Origin of the sequence: Flavobacterium sharifuzzamanii, from assembly GCF_003254585.1 — a bacterium.
Taxonomy (GTDB): domain Bacteria; phylum Bacteroidota; class Bacteroidia; order Flavobacteriales; family Flavobacteriaceae; genus Flavobacterium; species Flavobacterium sharifuzzamanii.
On sequence record NZ_QJGZ01000038.1, the window covers coordinates 174,204 to 197,131 of the forward strand.

18 protein-coding genes are annotated in these 22,928 nt (G+C 34.4%); 4 read left to right on the forward strand and 14 right to left on the reverse strand.

Annotated elements, in window-relative coordinates; translation table 11 throughout:
* Nucleotides 1-10: 10 nt before the first annotated feature.
* The 14 genes from DMA14_RS11410 to DMA14_RS11470 all read right to left on the reverse strand — a co-directional run bounded on the left by DMA14_RS11410 (nucleotide 11) and on the right by DMA14_RS11470 (nucleotide 19,266).
* Nucleotides 11-1,864: a contractile injection system tape measure protein gene (locus DMA14_RS11410; protein WP_111424798.1), complete on the reverse strand. Its 1,854-nt coding sequence runs from the start codon at nucleotides 1,862-1,864 to the stop codon at nucleotides 11-13.
* Nucleotides 1,848-5,273, reverse strand: coding sequence for a hypothetical protein (locus DMA14_RS11415; protein WP_111424799.1), 3,426 nt, complete (start codon nucleotides 5,271-5,273; stop codon nucleotides 1,848-1,850). Before DMA14_RS11415 ends, DMA14_RS11410 begins: the two co-directional genes overlap by 17 nt.
* A gap of 11 nt (nucleotides 5,274-5,284) precedes the next feature.
* Nucleotides 5,285-7,993: a hypothetical protein gene (locus DMA14_RS11420; RefSeq protein ID WP_111424800.1), complete on the reverse strand. Its 2,709-nt coding sequence runs from the start codon at nucleotides 7,991-7,993 to the stop codon at nucleotides 5,285-5,287.
* Nucleotides 7,981-11,415 (reverse strand): baseplate J/gp47 family protein, encoded by a 3,435-nt coding sequence (locus tag DMA14_RS11425; protein WP_111424801.1) that lies wholly within the window; start codon nucleotides 11,413-11,415, stop codon nucleotides 7,981-7,983. The genes DMA14_RS11420 and DMA14_RS11425 overlap by 13 nt, the downstream gene beginning before the upstream one ends.
* 13 nt (nucleotides 11,416-11,428) lie before the next feature.
* On the reverse strand, nucleotides 11,429-11,839 hold the full coding sequence (locus DMA14_RS11430) for a GPW/gp25 family protein (protein WP_111424802.1): 411 nt from the start codon (nucleotides 11,837-11,839) through the stop codon (nucleotides 11,429-11,431).
* Between the two features lie 2 nt (nucleotides 11,840-11,841).
* Nucleotides 11,842-12,132 carry a PAAR domain-containing protein gene (locus tag DMA14_RS11435; protein WP_111378156.1) on the reverse strand — a complete coding sequence of 97 codons (291 nt, stop codon included), beginning with the start codon at nucleotides 12,130-12,132 and terminating at the stop codon, nucleotides 11,842-11,844.
* Nucleotides 12,133-12,195: 63 nt separating this feature from the next.
* A complete protein-coding gene (gene vgrG, locus DMA14_RS11440; protein ID WP_111424803.1) occupies nucleotides 12,196-13,941 on the reverse strand; it encodes a type VI secretion system tip protein VgrG in 1,746 nt (581 codons plus the stop codon).
* Complete coding sequence (locus tag DMA14_RS11445) at nucleotides 13,942-14,631, reverse strand: CIS tube protein (RefSeq protein ID WP_111424804.1); 690 nt, start codon at nucleotides 14,629-14,631, stop codon at nucleotides 13,942-13,944.
* A gap of 1 nt (nucleotide 14,632) precedes the next feature.
* Nucleotides 14,633-14,797, reverse strand: coding sequence for a DUF5908 family protein (locus DMA14_RS22915; RefSeq protein ID WP_203418292.1), 165 nt, complete (start codon nucleotides 14,795-14,797; stop codon nucleotides 14,633-14,635).
* A 7-nt stretch (nucleotides 14,798-14,804) separates the two neighbouring features.
* The gene (locus tag DMA14_RS11450; RefSeq protein ID WP_111378153.1) at nucleotides 14,805-15,251 is read right to left on the reverse strand and encodes a phage tail protein; all 447 of its coding nucleotides are present in this window, start codon (nucleotides 15,249-15,251) and stop codon (nucleotides 14,805-14,807) included.
* Between the two features lie 2 nt (nucleotides 15,252-15,253).
* A complete protein-coding gene (locus DMA14_RS11455) occupies nucleotides 15,254-15,682 on the reverse strand; it encodes a phage tail protein (RefSeq protein WP_008463601.1) in 429 nt (142 codons plus the stop codon).
* Between the two features lie 27 nt (nucleotides 15,683-15,709).
* Nucleotides 15,710-17,809, reverse strand: a complete 2,100-nt coding sequence (locus DMA14_RS11460; RefSeq protein ID WP_111424805.1) for a phage tail sheath C-terminal domain-containing protein — start codon at nucleotides 17,807-17,809, stop codon at nucleotides 15,710-15,712.
* A 21-nt stretch (nucleotides 17,810-17,830) separates the two neighbouring features.
* Nucleotides 17,831-18,667, reverse strand: coding sequence for a hypothetical protein (locus DMA14_RS11465; protein WP_111424806.1), 837 nt, complete (start codon nucleotides 18,665-18,667; stop codon nucleotides 17,831-17,833).
* Nucleotides 18,664-19,266: a DUF4255 domain-containing protein gene (locus DMA14_RS11470; RefSeq protein ID WP_111378150.1), complete on the reverse strand. Its 603-nt coding sequence runs from the start codon at nucleotides 19,264-19,266 to the stop codon at nucleotides 18,664-18,666. Before DMA14_RS11470 ends, DMA14_RS11465 begins: the two co-directional genes overlap by 4 nt.
* Before the next feature lie 452 nt (nucleotides 19,267-19,718).
* Here DMA14_RS11470 and DMA14_RS11475 point away from each other — a divergent pair, with 452 nt between their 5' ends.
* From DMA14_RS11475 to ureC, 4 genes are all read left to right on the forward strand, one after another.
* On the forward strand, nucleotides 19,719-20,108 hold the full coding sequence (locus DMA14_RS11475; RefSeq protein WP_111424807.1) for a hypothetical protein: 390 nt from the start codon (nucleotides 19,719-19,721) through the stop codon (nucleotides 20,106-20,108).
* A gap of 334 nt (nucleotides 20,109-20,442) precedes the next feature.
* Entirely contained in the window at nucleotides 20,443-20,745 is a 303-nt protein-coding gene (gene ureA / locus DMA14_RS11480; RefSeq protein ID WP_111425036.1) for an urease subunit gamma, read from the forward strand.
* A gap of 17 nt (nucleotides 20,746-20,762) precedes the next feature.
* On the forward strand, nucleotides 20,763-21,134 hold the full coding sequence (gene ureB, locus DMA14_RS11485) for an urease subunit beta (protein ID WP_111424808.1): 372 nt from the start codon (nucleotides 20,763-20,765) through the stop codon (nucleotides 21,132-21,134).
* Complete coding sequence (gene ureC / locus DMA14_RS11490; RefSeq protein ID WP_111424809.1) at nucleotides 21,131-22,852, forward strand: urease subunit alpha; 1,722 nt, start codon at nucleotides 21,131-21,133, stop codon at nucleotides 22,850-22,852. The genes ureB and ureC overlap by 4 nt, the downstream gene beginning before the upstream one ends.
* Nucleotides 22,853-22,928 lie beyond the last annotated feature (76 nt).

Sequence of the window (22,928 nt, forward strand, 5' to 3'; positions counted from 1 at the left end):
TCTTTAATTTTTACCAGTTAACATATATGATTCGTTTTTTCCAAGCCAATTTTATAATGCTCAGATTCCAGCTTAATTTCTCTAATAAAATATCTTGTGTTTTGCGCTCCATAGTAATTACAGGGCTTTCATCACCATTAATGTCCAGTTTTCCGGGACGCTGTAAAAATTCGTTTTGAAGCAATTCTGCCGAAGATTTTTTCATAATATCCCAATTGTTCAACACGGCTTGCAGCATTGTAGCTCCTTCTTTTTTCATCTCTTCAGAGAGCACAATGTTTCTTTCAATAGGTTCGACTATCGGAATATTGCATAAAAACTTTTCGAAGATCATAGCATTTTCATAATCCTGTTCTTTTCCTGTAGCTATATAATGCAAGAGGTGCGCGGCAACTTCAGGATTGTTTATAGTATTGTCTTTATTGAGCAGTTTGCAATTCTCAAAAAGGGATTTCAAAAAAGGATGAATCAATACTAAACCCGCATTGTCAACATATGATTCGCTAATAATGTCATTGTCATCAAATCGGTCTTCGTTTTTAGCTTTTTCTTTCTCAAAAGCAGAATCCTTTTTATCAATTGCTCTTTCGTGAATGTTAGGAGTTTCTTCTTTTGAGTCGTTCGAAAGGTTTTCGATATTTTTATTATGGTCACTAATAGTCGCATCTTTGCTTTTAAACAAAATCAAACTCTCGTTTTGCGCATGATTTTCATTGTTTTCTTGAATTTTTTCTGATTCGATTTTTGCGTCGTTTTCGGTTTCTTTCAGATTTTCTATTTTTTTTGCATTTTCTAATTCTGTTTCACTTTCAAATTTTGTCGCATTTTCGATTTTTACTTCATTTTCTGCTTCTGTTGCATTTTTTATCTCTGTCTCGGTTTTTATAGTTGCTTGATTATTTAAGACAGTATTTGATTCTGTTTCTTTTTCTTTTAAAATAACTTGTTCTAGTTTTTTTTCAATAATTGAAACAATAGTATCAAGATTTGCTAGTAATTCCAGTTCGTTTTGGTTTTTGATCTGATTTTCAATTTCTTTTATAAAAATCTCTTTGTGTTTTAGAAAGATGTTCTTTTCACGAAATTCAAATGCACTTAAAATCAATCCAGAAAGTTTTTGTTTGACAATTGAATTATTGGTGTTGCTTGTCTCCAAAAGGCTTAAAAGAACTATTTCCCACATCAAGAATCTTTGATTTGGAATCAATTGATTTTTGGCAATACAGGTTTCAATGTGTTTTTGTATGGCGCTAATAGAGATTGTTTTGGCACTGCTATCGGCACTATTTTTTTTGAGCAATATTCCTTTTTTAATAATGTTTACGATTTGGCTGTCGCTAAATTGTTTGATAAATCGTGTTCTTACAATTGGTTTTTGAATTGCATTGTTCCATTTAAAAGAGAAATTTTTATCATTTATAATTTTATTAATTATTTTGCCCTCAATTGTTTTAAAGTCATTATCTAAAGTTATCCACCAAGCATTTGTGCCAGTTTCTAGAAAATGAAAGAAGCTTTCTATTTCTTTTTCTTGCGGTTTAATGAGTTTATACCCTTCAATATTTTTTTCTTCTGTTTCAAAAATTTCTTCAACTTGTGTGGTGATTTTTTTTAGAATCTGTTTTTTGAAATCTTCAAAATCTAAGTTTTGATTTATAGCAATGTCAAGATTGAGTTTATCTAATTGTATACTGTATGAAGGATTTTTTGAATCCACTTCATTAAAATAATTTTCCAAAAGCGAGAATACTTCTTTTTGTAAAAACGCATCAATATTGTCCTTGAGATAATATCCTTTTTCTTTAGAATTGGTATTTATCTCGAGGAATACTTTATTGATGATATGTTTACTTGAATTTTGCACTAGCTGTAAGGGTTTCTATTTGTATGTTTAAAGAGGATATGATAAAATCAATTTTTGGAAATACTTTCAGCATGCTTGTTAAAAACTCTTTCAAGGTTCCGTCTTTATCCGCATTGAATTTTATTTCGACGAAACTTTTAAATAAATCCGTAAAAAGTAATTCTATTGGGATAATTTGTTTTTCTGATGTTTTAAGCGTTTCTGGATCTTGGCATCTCAAAATAGTGTAAAACAATGAGGTATTTAGCGATATAAGCGTTTGTACTGCAGTAATTAGTTCCGGATTTTGAAGTTTAATGGCAGCGCCAACAACTGTCGATATTAAATTGAAGTTTTCTTGTGTGAATAATTCAGATAAATTATCATTTGATTTACCGGCAATGTAGCTCTCAATATTTTTTTGAACTTCGACAAATCTGTTTTCTGTTTCAGAAATTAAGCGATTAGTTTCTCTATTGAATTTATTTGAAACAGAAATTTCTTTTAAATTATAAATCGTTACAAGCGAATTGTTTATAAATAAACCAGCATTATCAAGACATTTATTTCCTTCAACTGGTTTTCTAATTTCAATTAACCTTGGACCATCAGTAACCGAACCACATTTACCTTCGGCAATTAATGAAACAGAAATAGAAGATTCATTGTATAAAGAAATTGGGCGTGTTATTGCATCTTTCTTATCTGTTTTTACTACTTCTTTATTGATTTCCCAGATGTATGTTGCGGCGTTTATAGAATTGTTATTTAGTGTTAGAATTCCGGTCGTAGCATCTACATTGTAACTTAAACTAGCAGTAGGCAGATCTAGAAGTGTAATGGTAAGATTGGATGGTTTGTCGTCTATAAAAATGGTTACGATTTGGACGTCCTTAGATACCTCGCTTGGAGTGAACATATATTTTTCTCCGAATGTAACTTGAACTCCTTCTCCTAAAATTTGTGCCCCTTTTACATTAGGTTCTAGAGTAAGTTCTACAGGTTTATCGTTTCGGCAAAAAGATATTTTGTTTACTAATTTACCATCAACCAGTATTTTTGGATCTGGAATTTCAAAGCTTATAGGATGAGTGACTTTAAAATCGCAATTGCCATTGTCTGCATAAAGCATAACATCAAATGTAAATTTCTTTTGTGATTCACTGTTATACTTGTAGACGTGTGTTATTTCGGTTTTATCATCTGTAACCCAATCGGTTTTGTCTCCAAAATCCCAGGTATACTTATTTCCTTCGATATTTTCGCCAGTTATGGTAAAAGTGACTTCGGTTTCGTCAGCTCCTGGAGATTTTAAAGGAACACCAGCAAAATCGAATTTTGGTTTTTCAAAAATGGTTATTTTGCAATCGGTATCAAAATTATTAACCGTAAAGGTTATAGGCTGGCCAATTAACTCTTTGCTTACTAAATTTGGGTCAAATACAAGTGCGCCATATTCATTTACTGTTATTCCTCCATTTTGATCAGGTCTAACATTGGCTTTTACAAAACCTCCAGATGGAGACACTTTAAAAGGCAGAGGAGGTGTTTTGCTGTCAAAGCAAATTTTATCTACAGGTAAACTAAGACCAATATTGTTTTCATCACAACACAAATAAGGCAATGAAAAATCGGCAACAATTGGATTTAAAATAGGAATGCCTTCTGTGAATTTTTCAAAATCCCCAGTTAAAGATGGTCTACGGGTATTATAATAATAGTAATAAGGCACTTTTTCTTCCAGATAGATCATTATAAATGTGCCGCCTGGAATTACACCCGCTTTATGCTCGTAACCATGATTTTTGTTAAGATAATACTCGGTGAATTTCTGGATAGTTTTATCCAGTTCATTAGCATTTACTGCTAGTATTATTATGTTGAATCCAAGACCATTATCTAGTCTAATTTGCTGGATTACTTTTAATGCTTCTTTGTAATTGCGCCCTTGATGACCTTCAATTCTGTAAAAATCACTATCAAGATGTATTTCGAGCGGTTTTTTAGTATTTAATAAATCATCGTGGTAACTAACATTGTTTTTTTCTAACCCTAAAATAGTTTTATTAAAATCCCAAGCTTTAATAAGCGAATCTTTCACATCATTGTAAAAAGGAATAGCTTTTTTGCCCAATTTGCCCAATTGCAGAGAAGGTGTAATTTTTATATAATCATACGATGTATTGTAATTTTCTAATAGCTCTGTACTTCTCAGAATAAGACTGTACATTCTTTGTCTGGCTGTGTTTTCGCCATAACATATTTTTATTTCTTCCTCAGAGTCTTTAGAAGCGTCTTCAAGGCAGTCATTGCAAGCGGTAAGGCTTTCTCCTGTAAGCAAAGGTGATTTGTAAAAAGCATGACGAAATTCAAAACAAGGTTCTGTTTTTATTAGTTCGCCAAGCATTAAGTGTTTTGGAAACGCATTAATATCAGGATAGCAATAACTATCCTCTATGTCGAGTAAAAGTGCTCTGATTTCATTGTAAGTATCAACAAGATCGTTAAGCAAATCATATCGATATTGAAAATCTGATGGAAGTACCGGATCTCCATCAAAATTGAATAGTTCGGTTATCTTTTTTTGAATAACTTCTAAAACTACTGGCATATTTAAACCTGTCAGCAGCTTATTGTAGCCTTCCTGCAAATTTTTAACAACATTGTTTTTGAAAATTCCTTTCGTAAAAGTTTGTTTTAATGCTTCAAGATGAACAAAATCTTCTTTTTTTAGTACAATTCTATTTGATTTTAAATCTGGTAATGTATGATATAAATTGACATAATTGATTTTACCAATCATGCTGTCATAATTCATTATTTTTTTGGCAACGTCTTTACTGACAATTAAAACTTTATAATTGCCCACAATTTCCAGTCCCTGATTGTCACACGAAAGGCTTACGCATAAGTCAGATTCTTTCTCATAAGACTCCAGATACAAAAGAATTACAGCATCTTTAATTTCAAATCCTGTGTTTGCTTTAAATTGTGCTAAAGCAAAATTAGGATCCTTTTCTTTTTTTTGCTGTTCTTCTGTTAAGAGTTCAAAAAGTGGCAATTGTTGGTTTGCACCTCCGTAGAAAAAAGGTTTATACGCCGCTTTTGTATTATCATAAACTTTACAGTGTGTATAGGTTTTTGAATCAAAATCGATTTTTTTGTTTCCCAATACATCTGCCTGATATAACTTAAAAAGATCACCATCTGTAGTTATACCAGTTCCTTGTGTTATTGAAATGGTTTTTGGAGACTCATCATAACTTGGATAAAGTCCGCAAACTATACCAACGCCACTCAGGTAAACGCGCGATAGGCGATCCTGGTCGTCAAAAAAATCTACAACCTCATTAAGGTTTCCTTCTGTAAGTACCTGATTCTTTGTGAATCGTCGGTATTGTGTTGTTATTGTTGAAAGTTTTGCTGACATGGCAATAGTTTTTATAGTGATCCTAAATTCGTTTTTCCTAGTATAATTTTATCTGACAATCGCTCGTTTTCATCACTGCAGTCAAATAGACGTCCTATTGGGTAAACATTGTCCAGACTGGTTAGTGATTTAATAAAACTGATTAATTGCGGTTCTGGCTGTTCTTGATTCAAATCGGTTTTAGCGATTAAATATTCTTTGTATGTTTTTTCAAATTGAACGAGTTGGTTTTCTGCGGGATCTTTTACATCTTTTTCCCTATATCCAATCCAACATACTTTTGCTAGAACGTGAGCAGGCAATTCTTCTTTGATTATTTTTTCTATATAATTTCTAAAATCGGTATTAGCAAATCGCAATGTATATCCTGGCAACACTACGCTCACGCGATAGGAATAGGGATCTATAGGTTCGCAATCGCCACACTCTTCGGCGCAGATTGGCATGAAAGTATCTGGATTTACTGTGGTCTGATTTACATCTGGACGCAACATCATGTGTTCGACCAAAAACATTCCTTCTTCTGTAAAATCTTCTTTCATGAATTGAATCAAGTCTAGAATCGATTTTTCTAAATCTGCCAGATTAGTATAGTATTCAAATCTTCGCGCAATAATACGGTCTGGATTTTTCTTGTCTTTAATGGGTATGGCTGGATTGATAATATCATAAGAATATTTTCCTGCATCTGACTGCTGAATTAAAATATTATCGATAATAGCTAAATCTTTTACAGTACCGTTTTTAAAAGCCTCTTTTATTTTATATTCACGAGTTTGAATAATCTGTAATACAGCAAAATAAAGTTCCTTATTTGCAGCAGAAGTGTCAAAGTATTCAGCGGTTGAAGAAAGCACAATTTCATTATTTGTATCGACAATTCGCCATCTATAAACCGATTGATTGTCTGAATCAATAAAATTGTACATCTGGACAAACGAATTGGAAAGATTTCTGCGACTGTAATCTCTAATACCAATGAGTCTCGAAATCCTTTTTTCTGCTCCTGAAACATTATTTGTATTCCATAAATTGGCAATGGGCTGTTTGTAATAATCAAAAGCATTGCCGCGCTCTTTGCTTACGACTTTATAATCTTTCAAAAAGTTTTCTTTGTCGCGCAGTACAACTTGATCTGTAGTATTGCCGTAAATGGTTTTATTGACAAAAACGTATTCTGAAAAATTCTCGGCAAAACGAGATAATAAATGGTCTAAAATTTTATTTCTTCGTTCGATATTATTGTCCTGCTGGTCAAAAAGCAGTTCTGTAATGCTGTCGTCAGTATAATTATCATATCCGTCTACAATGTCATTTGCGCCTTCAATATCTTTAATTACTTGAGTAAAGAGAGTTCGTGTCAAATTTCCGCTTACGGAAAGCAATTCGCTTACCTGACCTAATTGTTTAAAATAACTTCCCAATATCTGGTCAAAAAATAAAAGATATCCCTTTAATTGTTTTGCTTTAGATTTACGCTCAACAGATGCTCTGGTTGGAAGACCCACTTCGCCAATACCATAGGTTTCAGGAAAATCATTTTGTATGGTGGTATAAAAATCAGTATTGAGATATTCGCCATTTGGTATTTCTAATTCTTTATTTTGGCTGGCGTTGGTTGTAGCTTTGTCTTTTTCTGCTTTTATAGCGTCTAAATATTTTTTTACCTTCGCCTGATTGATGTTAAGAGGCAATAATCCTTTGTTGTAGTTGAAAACACTTTTGACACAAACAACAGGTTTTTGATAAGGAGCAAGGCAGATAAGCCATTTGTTTTCCAAGTCATCACCACCGCAGTTTCCTAAAGAAATATCTTTTATTAAGATTACATCTGGCACCGACATGATTATTCTCATGATGTCAGAGAGACGCACTTCGTTTCTCAAATCGGCTTTAAGCAATTCTTTTGTGTCGATAAAACCGTTTTCTAAAGATGGGCCGTCAAAAATTTCCAAAGTCGAATATCCTTTGTCAATCATTTGCTTTAGCGAATAAAAATTGACAGTTGTAGATAAGTAACTTTCAAGGGCATGAAGAACATTGGCATGAACCAATTCTTCATCGGCTTCAGTATTTACTTCAATATCAGCACATATTTTTATAGGATAGTCTACTACTTTTTTGATATCGACAAGATCTTCACAAAGGTTTCTGTTAGCATGATACTGTTTTCTTATTTTTTCTTTAACAGCTTCTATATCTGCGGGTTTTGAACTTTCAAAATCTACATACAAATCATACAAACCATTTAGTTTAAAAGTTTTTCTTAAGTTATCTGGTAGATTTTCATAATCCTTAAAATCATATGAAAGCTGATTTTTTTTGCAGTCAACATATACTTTTTTCTCATGTTTGGCGAGCCAGCAGTTTCGAACGCCTTCTATATCTATAAACAGTTTTCGGTAATCATTTTGTGTTACTGGACTTGATGATAATACTTCTGAAGCTTTAAAAAACTGTTTTGGAATGCCTTTATTAATATCGTCTGATGCGAGAATATTTTCTATAGGAAGATTAAGTCTCATGCCAAGATCTGAAATGGCATAAGAAAGCATCTCCAGCATCGTGATACCTGGATCATGCTCATTAAAATCAGTCCAAAATTTACTGCCAAAAGACTCGATATATTCGATTCCTTTTTTTCTTAAATAAAAGAAATCCAAATCGTCCTCTGATGCCGATTTTTTAGGAATGGTGATATGTGGGTTTAGTATTGACATTTTTCAGGTTCTTGTGGGGTTATTTTTTTGCAAGTATCTATATCGGTACTGATAATGTGGTTTTTAACAGAGACTAAAATGTTTTTTGGACTTGAAGGCGATAACGTAGTTTGAAAATCTAATAGATAAGCTTTGGCATCATTCTTATCTGTATCTTCTAATGTTTTGGGCTCTTCTTTATTTGTTTTATCAATGTATATTGCCATTTCTAGCATAGATAAAAAATCTACGTAATATAAATTTTCGATATATTCTATAACAACACTGCGTTGTAGTTCAACTCCGAATATGATTTGTTTTGAAGTGTCGAAGGCCCAAGGAGATAGAAATTTTATAAGATCTTCATTAAGCTGTTTTTTATAGAAATTCTCATCGTATTCTGGATAAAACTTTACCTTCAGTTTTACTATAACTTTTTCATAATCTGGATTAATGACTTTTGCAGAAACTAACATTGAATTTTTAGAATTAATAAAACTCTCGATGCTGTTTAAAGTCGCCGTGCTTACTCTTGGCTCATAAATATCGAATACATTTTTGTCGACGATATCTGGAATTACAACCAACGTTACTTTCCCCGGAGCTAAAAAAGAGGTGTCTTTACCTGAAATAAATGTATGATTAAGGCATTTTACTCTAAAAGCATTTGGAAATTCCTGTAAAATAAGATGCTCATAATCCCAAAGCGTTATCGCTCTGTTTTTGTGGCGCAGACGTTCGCTTACACGCAGATAATAGGAGGGGTCTGATTCTAATGGTTTTCCATCAAATGAATTAAATGGCTGTTCAATGCTTTTAATTTGTGGAACTCTTGTAATTAATTTAGATATTGTTTTCGCAGGTAATGTACTTTCTAAATGTGCTAAATTATTGTTGTTGTCAAAAAATTGTGCGGTAACAACTTGAGTTTTCACATCGATAACTTTGCAAACTGCATTATAATCTTTGTGCATTTTTGCTTTGATCCAAATGGTATTGGCAGGAAACAGCGTATTGTCATTAGTTGCCTGTTTTGGAATGCCGAATTTTACGATACCTGATTTTAAAAAGTTATCGATACCATTTGCTAAAATATCCTTATCAAGATTTTTCCAGTAATTATTGCATAATATGTACCATTCTACCTTTTGTATTCCTGTAAAAGTATCAACGCTGGTGTTTTCGCTTCCTTCTAATATTTGAAATAATAACGAAATTTGTTGCATTATTTCGGCATCTTGAAAACCAACATAAAATTCTCCTCCATTGCAATAATCAGGAACCAAACAGCTAGCGATTGGAGCAGAAGGATCTAAGATTTCTTTTTTGATGGCTTGCTGTTTCAAATAAGAATGTTCTTCCTGCTGGCCAAAAGGAGCTTCATGAAACAATTTTATTCGGTTAGATTCGTAGGCAGAAAGAGTAAAATCAATGTTTTCCTCAGAAAAAACAATACTTTCCTCAGCAGAATAATCCAGACTGATGCTTTCTACAACAGGAGTGTAAGGTTCATTTGGAATTGGTGTTGTTGGCTCGTCCGCCACATTCATTATGGCCAAAGTATATATTTTTGGAAATAACGAATGCAAAAATGACTGATTTAAGGTCAATCGTATAGGTCCGCTTTTCCCAGGGCCATAATCGCCTTTTACATGGATATTCGATTCGAATGCATTATCTTCTTCATCATCAGCGTCAAATAAATTGACTGTTTCATCCTGTTCGTCCCAAACTTCTTTATCTAAGACAGATAAGGTTGCTTTAAAGTAGTTCTCAATAACAATTCCAGCGTTTGGGTCTATTTCGGGCGTTTCGGGTGTTTCTTCAACAGCTTCTATTTCCTCATTAATCTCTATAGGAGCTTTTATTTTCGAATTGTTTTTTTTGGAAATACCATCTTCAGGTTGGTTGGCGCTCATCATTTTTTTAACGCTCTCCTTTGGGAAAATCGCATCAAGAAAACTCTGTTTGCTTACGGTTTCAAGGAAACTATTTTTGTAAGCAGCATAATGAGTTACAAATGATAAAGGAGTGTTTTTCCACTTTATGTTAATATAGGCGTCAGTCCAATTTTTAGAAAAGATTTCAGGATAGTTTATGATAAATGAACTGTTTTTTTCAGGCTGGGTTGTAAAAGGGAAAAAAGGTTTTGCTGCATTAAGGGCTCCAGTATCACTTTCTAAGATAAGAGATTTTACATCCTTAACCTCAACTTTTGCCGTAATGTTTGTTATTGGTTTTGTAACTAGACTTCTAAAAAGAGTATGGCCTTTTTTATCTTGCGTGTTAATTAAAAATCGAATCACTGGCAGTTCTGTAGAGAAAAATTCGCCTAAAACTGACTGATCGTAGTTAGCAATTGCGGGATTATCTTTTGGGATCTTAAAAACCAATTTTAATTGGTTGCTGCTAATGCTCGTATATTGACTCACATTTTTAAAAGAGAGGTCTGTGCTAAGCTTAATATTTCCAATCCATCCCTTTTTTCCGCTATATAGGATGCTGATATTATTCAAAAGATCATTTGTATCCAATAGATCATGAAAAGTTAAAACCTCATCAAAATCAATTGTGATGTCAATATTTCTGTCGCCTTCTTTAAGATTAAATAATTCCGAAGCTATTGCGAAACCCAGTTTAGCATCGTCTAGTTTTGGATATTTCTCTTCTTTGGAAGTATATCCAAAAGGAAACCAATATGGAGAATCTTCTTTTAACGGTTCGCCTTTTCCATCTAGAGAATTAGCTATTTCGCTACATTTAATTTCACCCAAATTAATGTCATTGTACACACTTTTTAAATACGCTATATGGGCTTTATTGGCAATAAATTCTTCTGTGGTTTTGTAAATTAGTTTTTTGCCATCGGGATCTTTTCCAGCATCAAGTTCTGTGTTTGCATCGATTTTTTCTTCGGCGACTTTTTTTGCCAGTTCAAAAATGATACTGACTTTATCTGCTTTTGCAGGCAGTTTTTCAATTTGAAGTATGTCTTTATAGAAAAAATCTAAATGTTTTTTGGTAATGCCATTAAGTTTGTTTTGTGATAATTCTAATAATTTTAAAAAACACACAAACAAGGTTAGGTGAGGAGTAAGGTCTTGATTGATATTGGCAGTTGATAATGTTTTGGTGATATTTTCTTTTAAATAGCCATATCTTTCATCTGTTCTTTGTGGGATGTTGCCATTTGGAAGATTATCTTTTGAAAAGCCGAAATAATTGAAAAGCTCCTGCCAGTTGCCTTCTGGTTTTTTATCGTTATTCGTATCGAAAAAGTTGACTTCTTTTGCAAAATTATAAGCAAATAACAGCCAGTCTTCAATAGTAAAATCATGAAGTTTCAGGTTGCTAGGCTCTAGTGCATCACTAAAGCGTTCTTCCTGATTAACTCCATTTCTTTTAAAAATAACATTGTCTATTTGGCTGCCGTTGGTGCTCATAGCTTATAAACTTTTAAACATTAGTGCCTTCTTCTTTGTAAAAAGGATAAACAAGATTGCTTCTTGAATTCGTACTTCTTATTCTATAATCGATTATGACTAATAATTCTCCTTCTAAATCATCACTTTGTGTGATATCGATTTTTTCAACATCAATTCGCGGTTCATAATATAAAATCGCCGTTTTTATGAGTTCTGAAACATAGGTTTTTAGTGTTCTATCTAATGTTTCAAAAAGCAATTCGTCCATATTACAACCATATCTGGGCAGCATAATGCGTTCGCCTATTTTGGTAGAAAGCAATATCTCCAGACTGCTTTTAATGTCTGCCTCATCAGATGTCATTACAACTGCTTTACTGTTCTTTTTGAACTCTGGCGGAAAACTCCATCCAGTACCTAAAAAAGCTTCTTTATTTTCCATAATCAGCCTATTAAAACGGTTGGACATCCTAATACAATTGTGCCTCCATGCGCAGTTGAATCTCCCATTCTTGCGGCTGGTTTTCCTCCAATTAGCACTGTGGCTGAGCCCGCAATAATACTATCCGGAGGACCTGTACAAACTATCATATCTCCAAGACATGCTGCTGGTTGACCGCCTATGAGTACTGTTGGTGAGCCTGGCGGTAATATTGGTCCGCCAACATGAGGTACGGTTCCTGTTACCATTGGACAAACATGCATATCGTTTATTCTTGCGGCTGGTGCTCCCATAATTGCTTATTTTTATAGTTAACCTTTTGTTTAAGTGTTTTGTAATAGAAGACATAATATGAGTTAGTTAATCTGCACAATGCTACCTTTTACAATCGCTACGGCAGCCGATGACATTTCTGCGCCTGCACTTCCTTCGGCTTTAAATTGGGCGGTTGCTTTTAGATTGACATTGGTGCCTTCAATTTTTACATCGCCTGTTGCTTTTATTGAAATATCGCCCGCGCTTTCCATCTTTATTCCTGCGCTGTCAATTGTAATAACATTAGAATTTTCGTCTTCTACAACGATAGATCCTTTGTCTTCGTCGAGCGTTATTTTTTTTCCTGCTGGAGTTTCAATTGCAATCGATTTTTTATCATCATCAAAGAGCACTTTCATTTCGCTTCTTGTGAAAATTCCTTTTTGATGGTTATCATCAGATGCTTTTAATGGAGCGGGTTTTGCGCTGCTGTGAAGCATTCCTAAAACAATCGCATCATTCGGATCTTCGTTGATAAAGCCAATAATTACTTCGTCTTCAATTTCTGGTCTAAAAAAAATGCCTCTGTTGTCACCTGCATCTAAAGCTGCGACTCTGCACCAAATACCCTGTTCTTCGTTATTGATGATTGGAATTTTGACTAAAATTCGGTCTTCACCATCAGGATCGTCCTGAAGTTGGGTTACAATTCCAATATGAAGTCCTTTTATGGATGGAATTATTCCTGAAGCCGATGGCGTATTGACGTCATACGTTTCAGAAAACCATTCAGGATTTAATCCAAATTGCACATTTACAGTCCAATTACCGTTTGCTATCTCATGGAATACTCCAGTAATGTAAGCTTTGCCATTAAAACGATCTCCAACACCTTCAAGCGTGATAATGGTGTTGGGTTTTACTGCAGGAATTCCTTGAAATTTTACTCTTCCGCGAACTTTTGACAGCTGTTGAAATAATAATTTAGCATCCGCCCAATCTTGTAATTCGGTATCGGTGACATGACCGCCGTGACGCAATTCTAAATTTTCCAGTTTTACAATGTCTGATAAGTCAGAAGCAGATAAATTTCCGTTTAGACTAACGCTAGGATCTTTAGCTTCAATTTCTAATAATTCCTGATTAGATGCATTCCAGCTGTAGGATGAAACTTTGGCAAACTGATTTCTTGCATCAATCTCAGCATCAAAATCTAGCATAGTGGCACCAAAAGCAACCGTTTCAACTGATTCTGAAGTTAAATCTGGCTTTTTAACCGAGATTTTTCCATTTTCAACAAAACATAATTTTCCATTAGCTTGTGCACGAGAAACAATAAAATCCCAGTCGGATGTATTATATTGCACTAACTCTTTGTGGCTATAATTCGTGCTTTCTACATCTTTTTGCAATCCGTAAGTGCCAATAATGTCTTCAAAAGCATCACTGTCTTTTACGTCATAAAAATATTTGCTTTTTCTCCCGATAGTCATTTTTACGGCTTCGTCTTTGCATTCTACAATCAACAGAGACGAATTGTCTTTTATTTTTATAGAATGTTTTACAACGATTCCTTTGTAAATAGTTTCTTCGTCACTGTGATAGCCCGCTTTGATTTCTATCTTTTTTCCTGGAATGAGCAAATCTTCATTACTTAATTTAAAATCTCTTGCAGCAGCATCTCCATCGGTCAAAATAATCTGCGCCATAGGTATTCTGTTTACCTCATTATGAACGACAATGCTCATTACTTGGTAAACACCAGACAGCTCAGTTCCCTCAATGAGCAACTTATGCGTTACTAAGTCGGCACTTTTACTGGTTTGTATGACGTCAGTATTGTTCATCTATTGTTGTTTTTGTAGAGGAGGGAAGAATATTTTTTGACCAATTTTTAATTTTCTGAAATTGATAAGCTTGTTGGCTTTTGCTACTTCGAGATAATATTTTGAATCGCCGTAGATTTTAAAAGACATTAGCGGAAGCGTATCGCCTGCTTTTACAGTTCTAGTGTGTGTTAAATCAGGAGATTGATTGTTTTGCTGTTTTGCTCTTAATTCATCTTCAACAACTCCTTTGAATTTTCCTTTTGCAATGGCTCTAATGGGCGTTCCATCTGGTCTGAAAAGTTTATACTCAATGGTCATTTCGGTGAGAGACCCTTTAAAAAGCAGGCTTCCCCAAGCAATTTTTAAATAATTCGGCTTATGTTCTGTACCGTTATATTCTAAAATTACTTTTCTAAAATGCTCAATGTCTTCAATAACACCATTTTCGGTACTTTCTTTGCCAGCGATAACACCAGTTCGGTCAAAAACAAAATCCAGTTCCAATTCCTCGGGAGCAATCGCTGTAAATCTTGGTGCAGGACTGCTCGTTCCAGCGGCTTGGGTTGTATCTTGTTCTATTCTGTAATGAAAAGTATATTTTTCGGGATTCATCAAAGTAATGAACTCTTCAATATCCGAAATCGGACTATTGAATTGTGGATCGCTATAGGCAATAATCTTCAGTTTTTTTAATTCACCAGTTGTCATATCAGCGTTCTTTTTTTCGTTCAATAATTTTCATTACTTGCTCGACACATTCAGCTACATTATCTTTTTCTGTAGAAGAAGATGATGATGAAGCTGGTTTTGCACCCGAACTTGGACTTTCGTTCACATTTATTTTGATGTGAAGCTCTTTGATTTCAATTGGCATGTCAAAATTATTTTTTGTGAAGGGTGAAATGATTATAAGCAAGCTCAAAGCTTTCAACAACAATTTTGCTTTCTAAAGCACTGAAATCTTCAACAGCCCATTTTACTGGATAAGCATGTACCACTTTCCAGTGCATTAACGGTTCGTGATCTTGATTCAAGAGTTTTACCGTTAAATCAACGGGCTTAAATTCGAAGTTTTCTATTGCTTTTCTGCACCATTCAATTACTTCAGAGTCAATAAGAATTCCTCTTTTTAGAACCAAATTTGGATATTTGGTTTTTACAGGAAGCTTGTGTTTGAATCTGTTTTCTCCACCCTCAACAAATTCTTCTGTTTCAAGATCTACAGAGAGTCCTGATACCGACTGAAATTGATGGTCTTTTTCTTTTGTGCCCAGCTGATCAAACTCAACCAGAAAATGAAAGCCTACGGGTGGATAATAATTAGCCATGATTAGTCATTTTGAATAGATAAACCTTCGTGAACCAGTTCAATAGATTCAATGGCTACTTCGTTTCCATCGGCTTTTAAATCGGTTGATTGCACTTTTGTTGGCCACGCATTTTTTACTTTCCAAGTAATCACTGGTTCGTGCTCCTCGTTTAGTAATTTGATGGTAATATCTCTTCTCTCGATGGTGTTCAGTTTTACTGTATTCCACCAAGCGTAGTATTCATTATCGCTTTTGAAAGTTCCTCTTTTCATCGTAATGTTGGAGAACTTTTGCATGCCTGGCATCTTAATTTTGCTGTACTCTGGACTGGCGCCCTGACGGTACTCAATAACTTCAGTTTCTACATCTAATCCGGAAACTTCTGTAAAGCCTATTTTTGTTCCACCCCAGTCAACTGAGAAATGAAACTTTGATAACGGATAACTCATGATTTATATTTTTTAATGATGTTTTAATTAAGATTCCTGCATTTTGTGAGAGAAACGAAGAATGATGAACTCAGCTGGACGAACTACTGCCATACCGATTTCGATGATCATTTTGCCGTCTAAAATATCCATAGCAGACATGGTTTGTCCTAGACCAATTCTTACGTAAAATGCTTGTTCTGGTTTTGCTCCAGCCAAAGCTCCAGCTCTCCATTGAAGAATTAAGAAATTTTCAATCATAGCTCTTACTCTTATCCAAGTATTAGCATCGTTAGGTTCAAAAACAAACTGTTCAGTTGCTTTTTTAATAGATTCTTCGGCCATATTGAAGAAGCGACGAACGGGCACATAACGCCATTCACTATCGTTACCGGCTAAGGTTCTTGACCCCCAAACCAAGGTTCCTTTACCGGTAAATGTTCTGATAGCGTTGATAGATTTACCTGCGACAGTATCAATATTTAAGTTGTCCTGAATGGTATTTGTTATTTTAACCGTTGGTTTTATGACATAGTTTAGACTTACATTTGCAGGAGCTTTCCATACGCCTCGATCTTTATCAACTCTGGCATATATTCCCGCAATAGCAGAGCTTGGCGGAAGTGTTATAGGAAGGTTGTAGATTTCAGTAAGGATTTTATTGAAAGTCGCATTGTCGATAGTTTCTAAAGTGCTTAATTTTCTTCCGTTTAATGCTCCGTTGTTGACATCTTTTCCGCTAACAGATTTAATAGCATCTAATAGTGTAAGAAGGTTTGCCTTAATAGGAGAAAAAGTATTTTTAGATACCGTAATTCCAGTTTGACTAGTAAAGGGATCGTATTCTACAAGTTTTTTTAATTCTTTATCAAAACTTACAGGATCTGTTGAAACAATTTTAAGCAGTTTTGCCGTTGCGTTCTCGTCCTGTATTTTTTTCTTTAATGCTTTTAGATTTTTATATACAGAATCAATTTTATCTGCAGCAGTAAAATTCGAATTAAAAGTAGTCAAAGCACTTGTGATGTTATTTGCAATAACCATATCCTCATCAGATATTGTGCTGATTGCTGCATTTGCTTCATCGTTTAGCGAATTTCTCAAAAGAGACAAACTTTCTAAAGAAGTAAGCAGAACATTCAGTTTTTCTAGGAAAGCTGTTTTTTTCGCAGGGTCACTTTCAAAGGTTACGGCTAAATTAAAACCTGTTGCGCCACCACTGTACATTTGCAAAAATAAATCGCTTATTTGTCCAGAAATATCTCCAGGAGTAGTGGTAACGTCAACCAATTTCGCAACAGTTGCATCAATTCCTGTAGTTGCATTTTCAATTGGTTCTAGTCCCACAGCGATTTGATCATACGCTTTTGCTGTATAAGAGTAATGTTTTAGTACAATTTTACTGCTGTCAAAGGCATAGTCTAAGATGGTTTCTAAGTGCGGATAATATGCGGCTCCGTATTTAATAGTATCTTTTTCAGCACTAATTACACCTCTTAAATCATCTATATTTGGATCTGTTGGACTTGATTCATCATAACTTAAAGTGTCTATTAAGGTAAATCTGTCCTGAAGATTTTGGCATTGCAATAATGCGCTATTGTACAATCCGTAGAAATTAGCTTTATCTATTCCGCTTACTTTTGTTGCATCAGGAAATAGAATTAGAGTTGGTTCGTCTACCTTTTCTAATTCTGCCAATCCCTCAGCCAATTTAGCAATGCTATTGATTGTTGTGACTGGAGCGTCTTCTTCATCTAAATCATTTCCATAACGCCCAACCGAAATAATGTAGCAAGGACCACCGCCATTTGCAAAGAATAGCTGCAATGAATAATACATTAAAAAAGGCTGTTTTGAAGTTGGCTGATCCACAACAATAGATCTTGTATCTCCATTCTCTGTTGCAACATCATTAATGGTTACACTAATTGTTGTTTCTGGTTTGGCAAAGCCAAAAAAGCGTTCATATTCTAAAAGAGATGTTATTCTTGTCGGTTTTGATTTCAAATCTCCATTAATCTTGTTCGTGGCTTTTTCAGTATAGCCAATAAAGCACGGAATCGCAGTCTCTACCTGGGCAACAGAAGGGGGAAACTTTACGATTTCCTCAACATATACTCCAGGCGTTTTGTAAGTTGTTGCCATAATTGATTTGTTTTTTAATTATTAAATAAATATTTCTGAATAGTAATCACTATCGATTTTTGTTATTGATTTTACAGACGGATTTGGATATTGACTTTCTGCAGGTTGCGAAGGATCCAAATCGTTAACAGGGTCAATCTCTACAAAACCAGATCGCGTTAATGGTTTGACGGTCTTGGTTTTAATTTCGGTTTTTGCTTTACGGTTGATATATCTCCAAAAGGTTTTTCGGTTATCAAAATGAATTTTAAAATTTGGACTTATCATTTTGTTCGAATTGTCTATAATATCTTCTGAGCTATTGTCGCCCTTAGCAGTAAGAGAAATAACTCCAAAGACATTTTGCTGTTCTGACGGCTGCAGTGTTGAGATTAAATCGGCAGTTGTTTTTTCAGATACCAAATAAGCGTTTGAAATAAGTTTATTGTCACTTATTTTTGGAAGATATTTAAATGAAACTGGTTCAGTCAATGGTTTTACATTACTGAAGAGATATGCTTGAGTAAGAGCAAAATCAAGATTAGTATAATTTTCAAACTGATAATCATTAATTTTAATTAAAAACGTTAGGTTCAGATTGTCAGGGACTTTAATAAAAGGATCTGATTCACCTTTTAATTTAACGTATACTCCGAAACCTGTTTTGGTTTTTTTGAATACCATTTTGTAGTTTTTGAGTACGGTTGTGGTTTCTATAGATGGTGTTACAGCAATAAAGGCATCTGTACTAAATTGCTGCAGCATTTTTTCTTTTTTATCATCTGTCATACTAGTGAAAATTTCTTCTCCGTTATTCAAAAAATAATTATGAAGAAGCGTCACTTGAAATAACAATCCATATGTAGAAGAATAACTCATGACTGTTCTTTCTTTTTAGTTATTCCCGTAAATTCACCAATAAGCTCTCCTTCTGCTTGCGCAATATTGCGTTCAATTTGGATCATACTGACTTTGTATAAAGCCGACGGAAGCTGTTTTCCGCCAAGTGTTCCCCAGATATAATTTAATTCTTCAAAAGTGGGAGTGTAGAGTTCAACGGTAAATCTAAAGTTGTCTACATTGCTCATGGCACTACTGTTTCTGTTAAAGATGGTATTGGCTTGAGTAAAAAGTTTTTTCCCCTGAAAAAACTCAATAATTTTTGAAATGTCTTTGAGCGAGTTGATATATTTATCTCTGTTGGCGCTAAAAAGTATAAAGAGATTTAAATTGATAATACTGTTTTTATATATGGTTTTCGTATTTTCAATAATATGATTTGGGAAGTTTTTTAAAGTAGCTTCTTCATCTAAATTAATTATCGTAAGCGCCACAGCATTTTTTAAAGCATCTGTGATATCATCATTCTGAGATTCTAAAAAAGCAATATTTTCTGGTACAACAGATTTGTCCAACCCAATTTCCTCGAGATAGTTGTTTACTTGTTCTGTAATTATTTGTATTACTTCAAAAATCATCTTTTGATAAAAATTATTATAAATACTAAATGAAATTTTATAGGAAGGAATAAGATTCTGGGCGAAGAATGCAATTAGAAATCAGGCTTCTAACAGTGCTTTTAAGATTCGACTAAATTAGATAAATGCACATGTACCAAAAAAGGGGAAAATCCCCCTTTTTTATTCAGTTAATATACTGGTTTTTAGTTTGTTGGTTTTTAATGGGGTAGAAGTGGTATTGGGTAAACCTTAATTTAGCATTTGCTTAAACTCTTCGAAAAGTATTTAGAAATTACGTTTTCAAAATAAAGATTCATTAGCAAAATCAATGAACTGTAAAAAGTGTTAAATTTTTGTTATTGGGAAATTTGGAAAAGAAAAGTCAAGATTTGTGCTACTCAATTGTGTTTCAACCCTGCTAAATTTGCCATTATACAAGGAATAATCCTCTAGTAATTGAAATCTTCCCGATGAAGTTAGCTTATATTATTTTTTTACAAATTTGCTTTTTAACTATCCCAAATAGTTACAGCAACCGCATTGTAAATAGAATAAATGCTCACACAGGAACCGAATCAGTTCTTGCGCTAACCACCAATAATACTGTAATTAATAAAGCACTTTCAGATTCAGATGAGCTAAAATTTGTTTTATTAGAGAATACTTCTGAAACGGAGAAATCTAACAGTTCTTTGCCAGCATCTCCGCTAAATTTAAATTTCAAAAACTTAAAAGAGGACTGTTCTATTTATGTAGAAAATATAAAATTGAACAGTCAAGGATTATGGGAACGAAACATAACTCCTTTTAGAAACACGTCACGAAATATCCTATTTCACAGCTTGAAAATCCACATTTAATTATTTTTAATTCTTATTGCTTACTGCTTAATTGGATTTAGCACATTCTGTTTATGGTAAAAAGTAGATTTTTACCTAGAGTGAAGAATTATGCCTAAATTTTAGTTTACACTTATTCTCTATAAGTGGGCACCACATTTTGCAGTAAATAACAACAGGTGTATCTTATCGTAAAAAATGCACCATCATATTTATCCATATAGATTATTCTATATTGGAACGGGCAGTTATTGCCTTATCTAATCCATGTTTATTATTTAAAGAAAACATTATTGATCTAAAAAAAGAGATCAGTTATGCGAATCTCTATATACATAACCCAAAATATTTTATTATGCATTTAACACCAAGAGAAATTGAGAAGCTAATGCTGCATACAGCTGGCGAACTTGCTCAAAAGAGAAAAGCCCGTGGCTTAAAACTAAATTATCCTGAAACCATTGCTCTTATTAGCAGTGAACTGATGGAACGCGCACGAGATGGTAAAACAGTAGCCGAGTTAATGCAATATGGTGCGACACTGCTTCGTAAAGAAGATGTAATGGAAGGCGTTGCTGAGATGATTCATGATATACAAATCGAAGCAACATTTCCTGATGGTACCAAATTAGTAACAGTGCACAATCCTGTGCGATAAACTTAAAAAATACTGCGATGATTCCAGGAGAAATTATATTAAAAGATAGCGCTATTATTTGTAATGATAGCCGTGAAACGTTAACCATAAAAGTTACTAATACTGGAGACAGACCAATCCAGGTAGGTTCACATTTTCATTTTTTTGAAGTGAACAGAATGATGTCTTTTGACAGAGAAAAAGCATTCGGAATGCGATTAAACATTATTGCCAGTACAGCAGTGAGATTTGAGCCAGGAGAAGAGAAAGAAGTTGAACTGACTGAGTTTGGCGGAAACCAGAGACTTTTTGGACACAACAACTTAGTAGATGGAGACTTATCTCCTCATAACAAAGCTGTTGCATTAGAACGTTTAAAAGAAGGCCAATTTAAAAATGTGAAATCATGAGTTTAGAAGTAACTAGAAAAAATTATACAAGTATTTTTGGTCCAACTGTTGGAGATCAAATACGTTTAGGTGATACAGAGCTTATTATAGAAATTGAAAAAGATTTCTGCTCTTATGGAGATGAAGCAAAATTTGGAGGAGGAAAAACCGTTAGAGACGGGATGTGCCAATCTTCTACTGCTTTGCGTGATGAAGGCGTTCTAGATTTCGTAATTACCGGTGCTACAATTATTGACCACTGGGGAATTGTAAAAGGGGATATTGGTATTAAAGATGGAAAAATTGTTGGAGTTGGTAGAGCAGGAAATCCAGATACCATGGACAATATTACACCTGGCATGATTATCGGAGCTTCAACGGAAGTTCATGGAGGACATGGGTATATTGTTACAGCCGGAGGAATTGATACGCACATACACTTTATTAGTCCTACCCAAATTGAAACAGCTTTGTACAGTGGTATTACAACCATGATTGGTGGTGGAACTGGCCCTGCTGACGGAACAAATGCGACAACTGTTACACCCGGAAAACATAACATTAAAAGAATGTTACAGGCTGCAGAAGCATTTCCTGTAAATGTTGGTTTCTTCGGAAAAGGGAATGTAGCTACAGAAGCTCCAATTGAAGAACAAATTGAAGCAGGAGCTTTGGGTGTCAAAATTCATGAGGATTGGGGAGCAACTCCTGCCGTGATAGATGCTTCTCTAAAGGCAGCGGACAAATATGATGTACAAGTAGCCATTCACACCGATACGCTTAATGAAGCAGGATTTCTTGAAGATACCATGAATGCTATCGCAGGACGTGTTATTCACACCTTCCATACAGAAGGAGCAGGAGGTGGTCACGCGCCAGATATCATCAAAGCAGCAATGTATCCAAATGTATTGCCAGCATCTACAAATCCAACCAGACCGTACACAACAAATACGATAGACGAGCATTTGGATATGTTGATGGTTTGCCATCACTTGAGTCCAAAAATTCCAGAGGATGTGGCTTTTGCTGATTCGCGTATTCGACCAGAAACTATTGCTGCAGAAGATGTGCTTCAAGATATGGGAGTATTCAGTATCATGAGTTCCGATTCGCAAGCTATGGGACGTGTAGGTGAAGTAATTACCCGTACATGGCAAACGGCAGATAAGATGAAGAAACAGAAAGGTCATTTAGCCGAAGATGCAGCAAACAAAAACGACAACTATCGCGCAAAAAGATATGTGTCTAAATACACAATTAATCCTGCAATCGCGCACGGAATTTCTAATTATGTTGGATCAATAGAAGCAGGCAAAATTGCTGACTTGGTAATTTGGAAACCTTCATTATTTGGAGTTAAACCAGAAATTATCGTAAAAGGAGGTTTTATTGCCGCAAGCAAAATGGGGGATGCTAATGCTTCTATTCCAACACCGCAGCCTATCATTATGCGTAATATGTTTGGTACGTATGGAAAAGCATTGACTAAAACGGTTTTCACCTTTGTTTCTCAAGCTGGTATCGACAATAATATTGCCGAAGAATATGGTTTGGAAAAGAAATTACTAGCAGTTTCAAATTGCAGAAACATTGGCAAGGCTGATATGATTCACAACAACGCAACTCCAGAAATCATGGTAAATGCTGAAAACTATACCGTGACAATCGATGGAGAAAAAATCACTTGCGAACCTGTGGATAAACTTCCATTAGCACAATTATACTACTTGTTTTAATTAATAACTGTTATTCTACTTCTTACTGCGGCAATTTAACTTGTTGCAGTAAGATTAGATAAAAACAAAAAAAGAA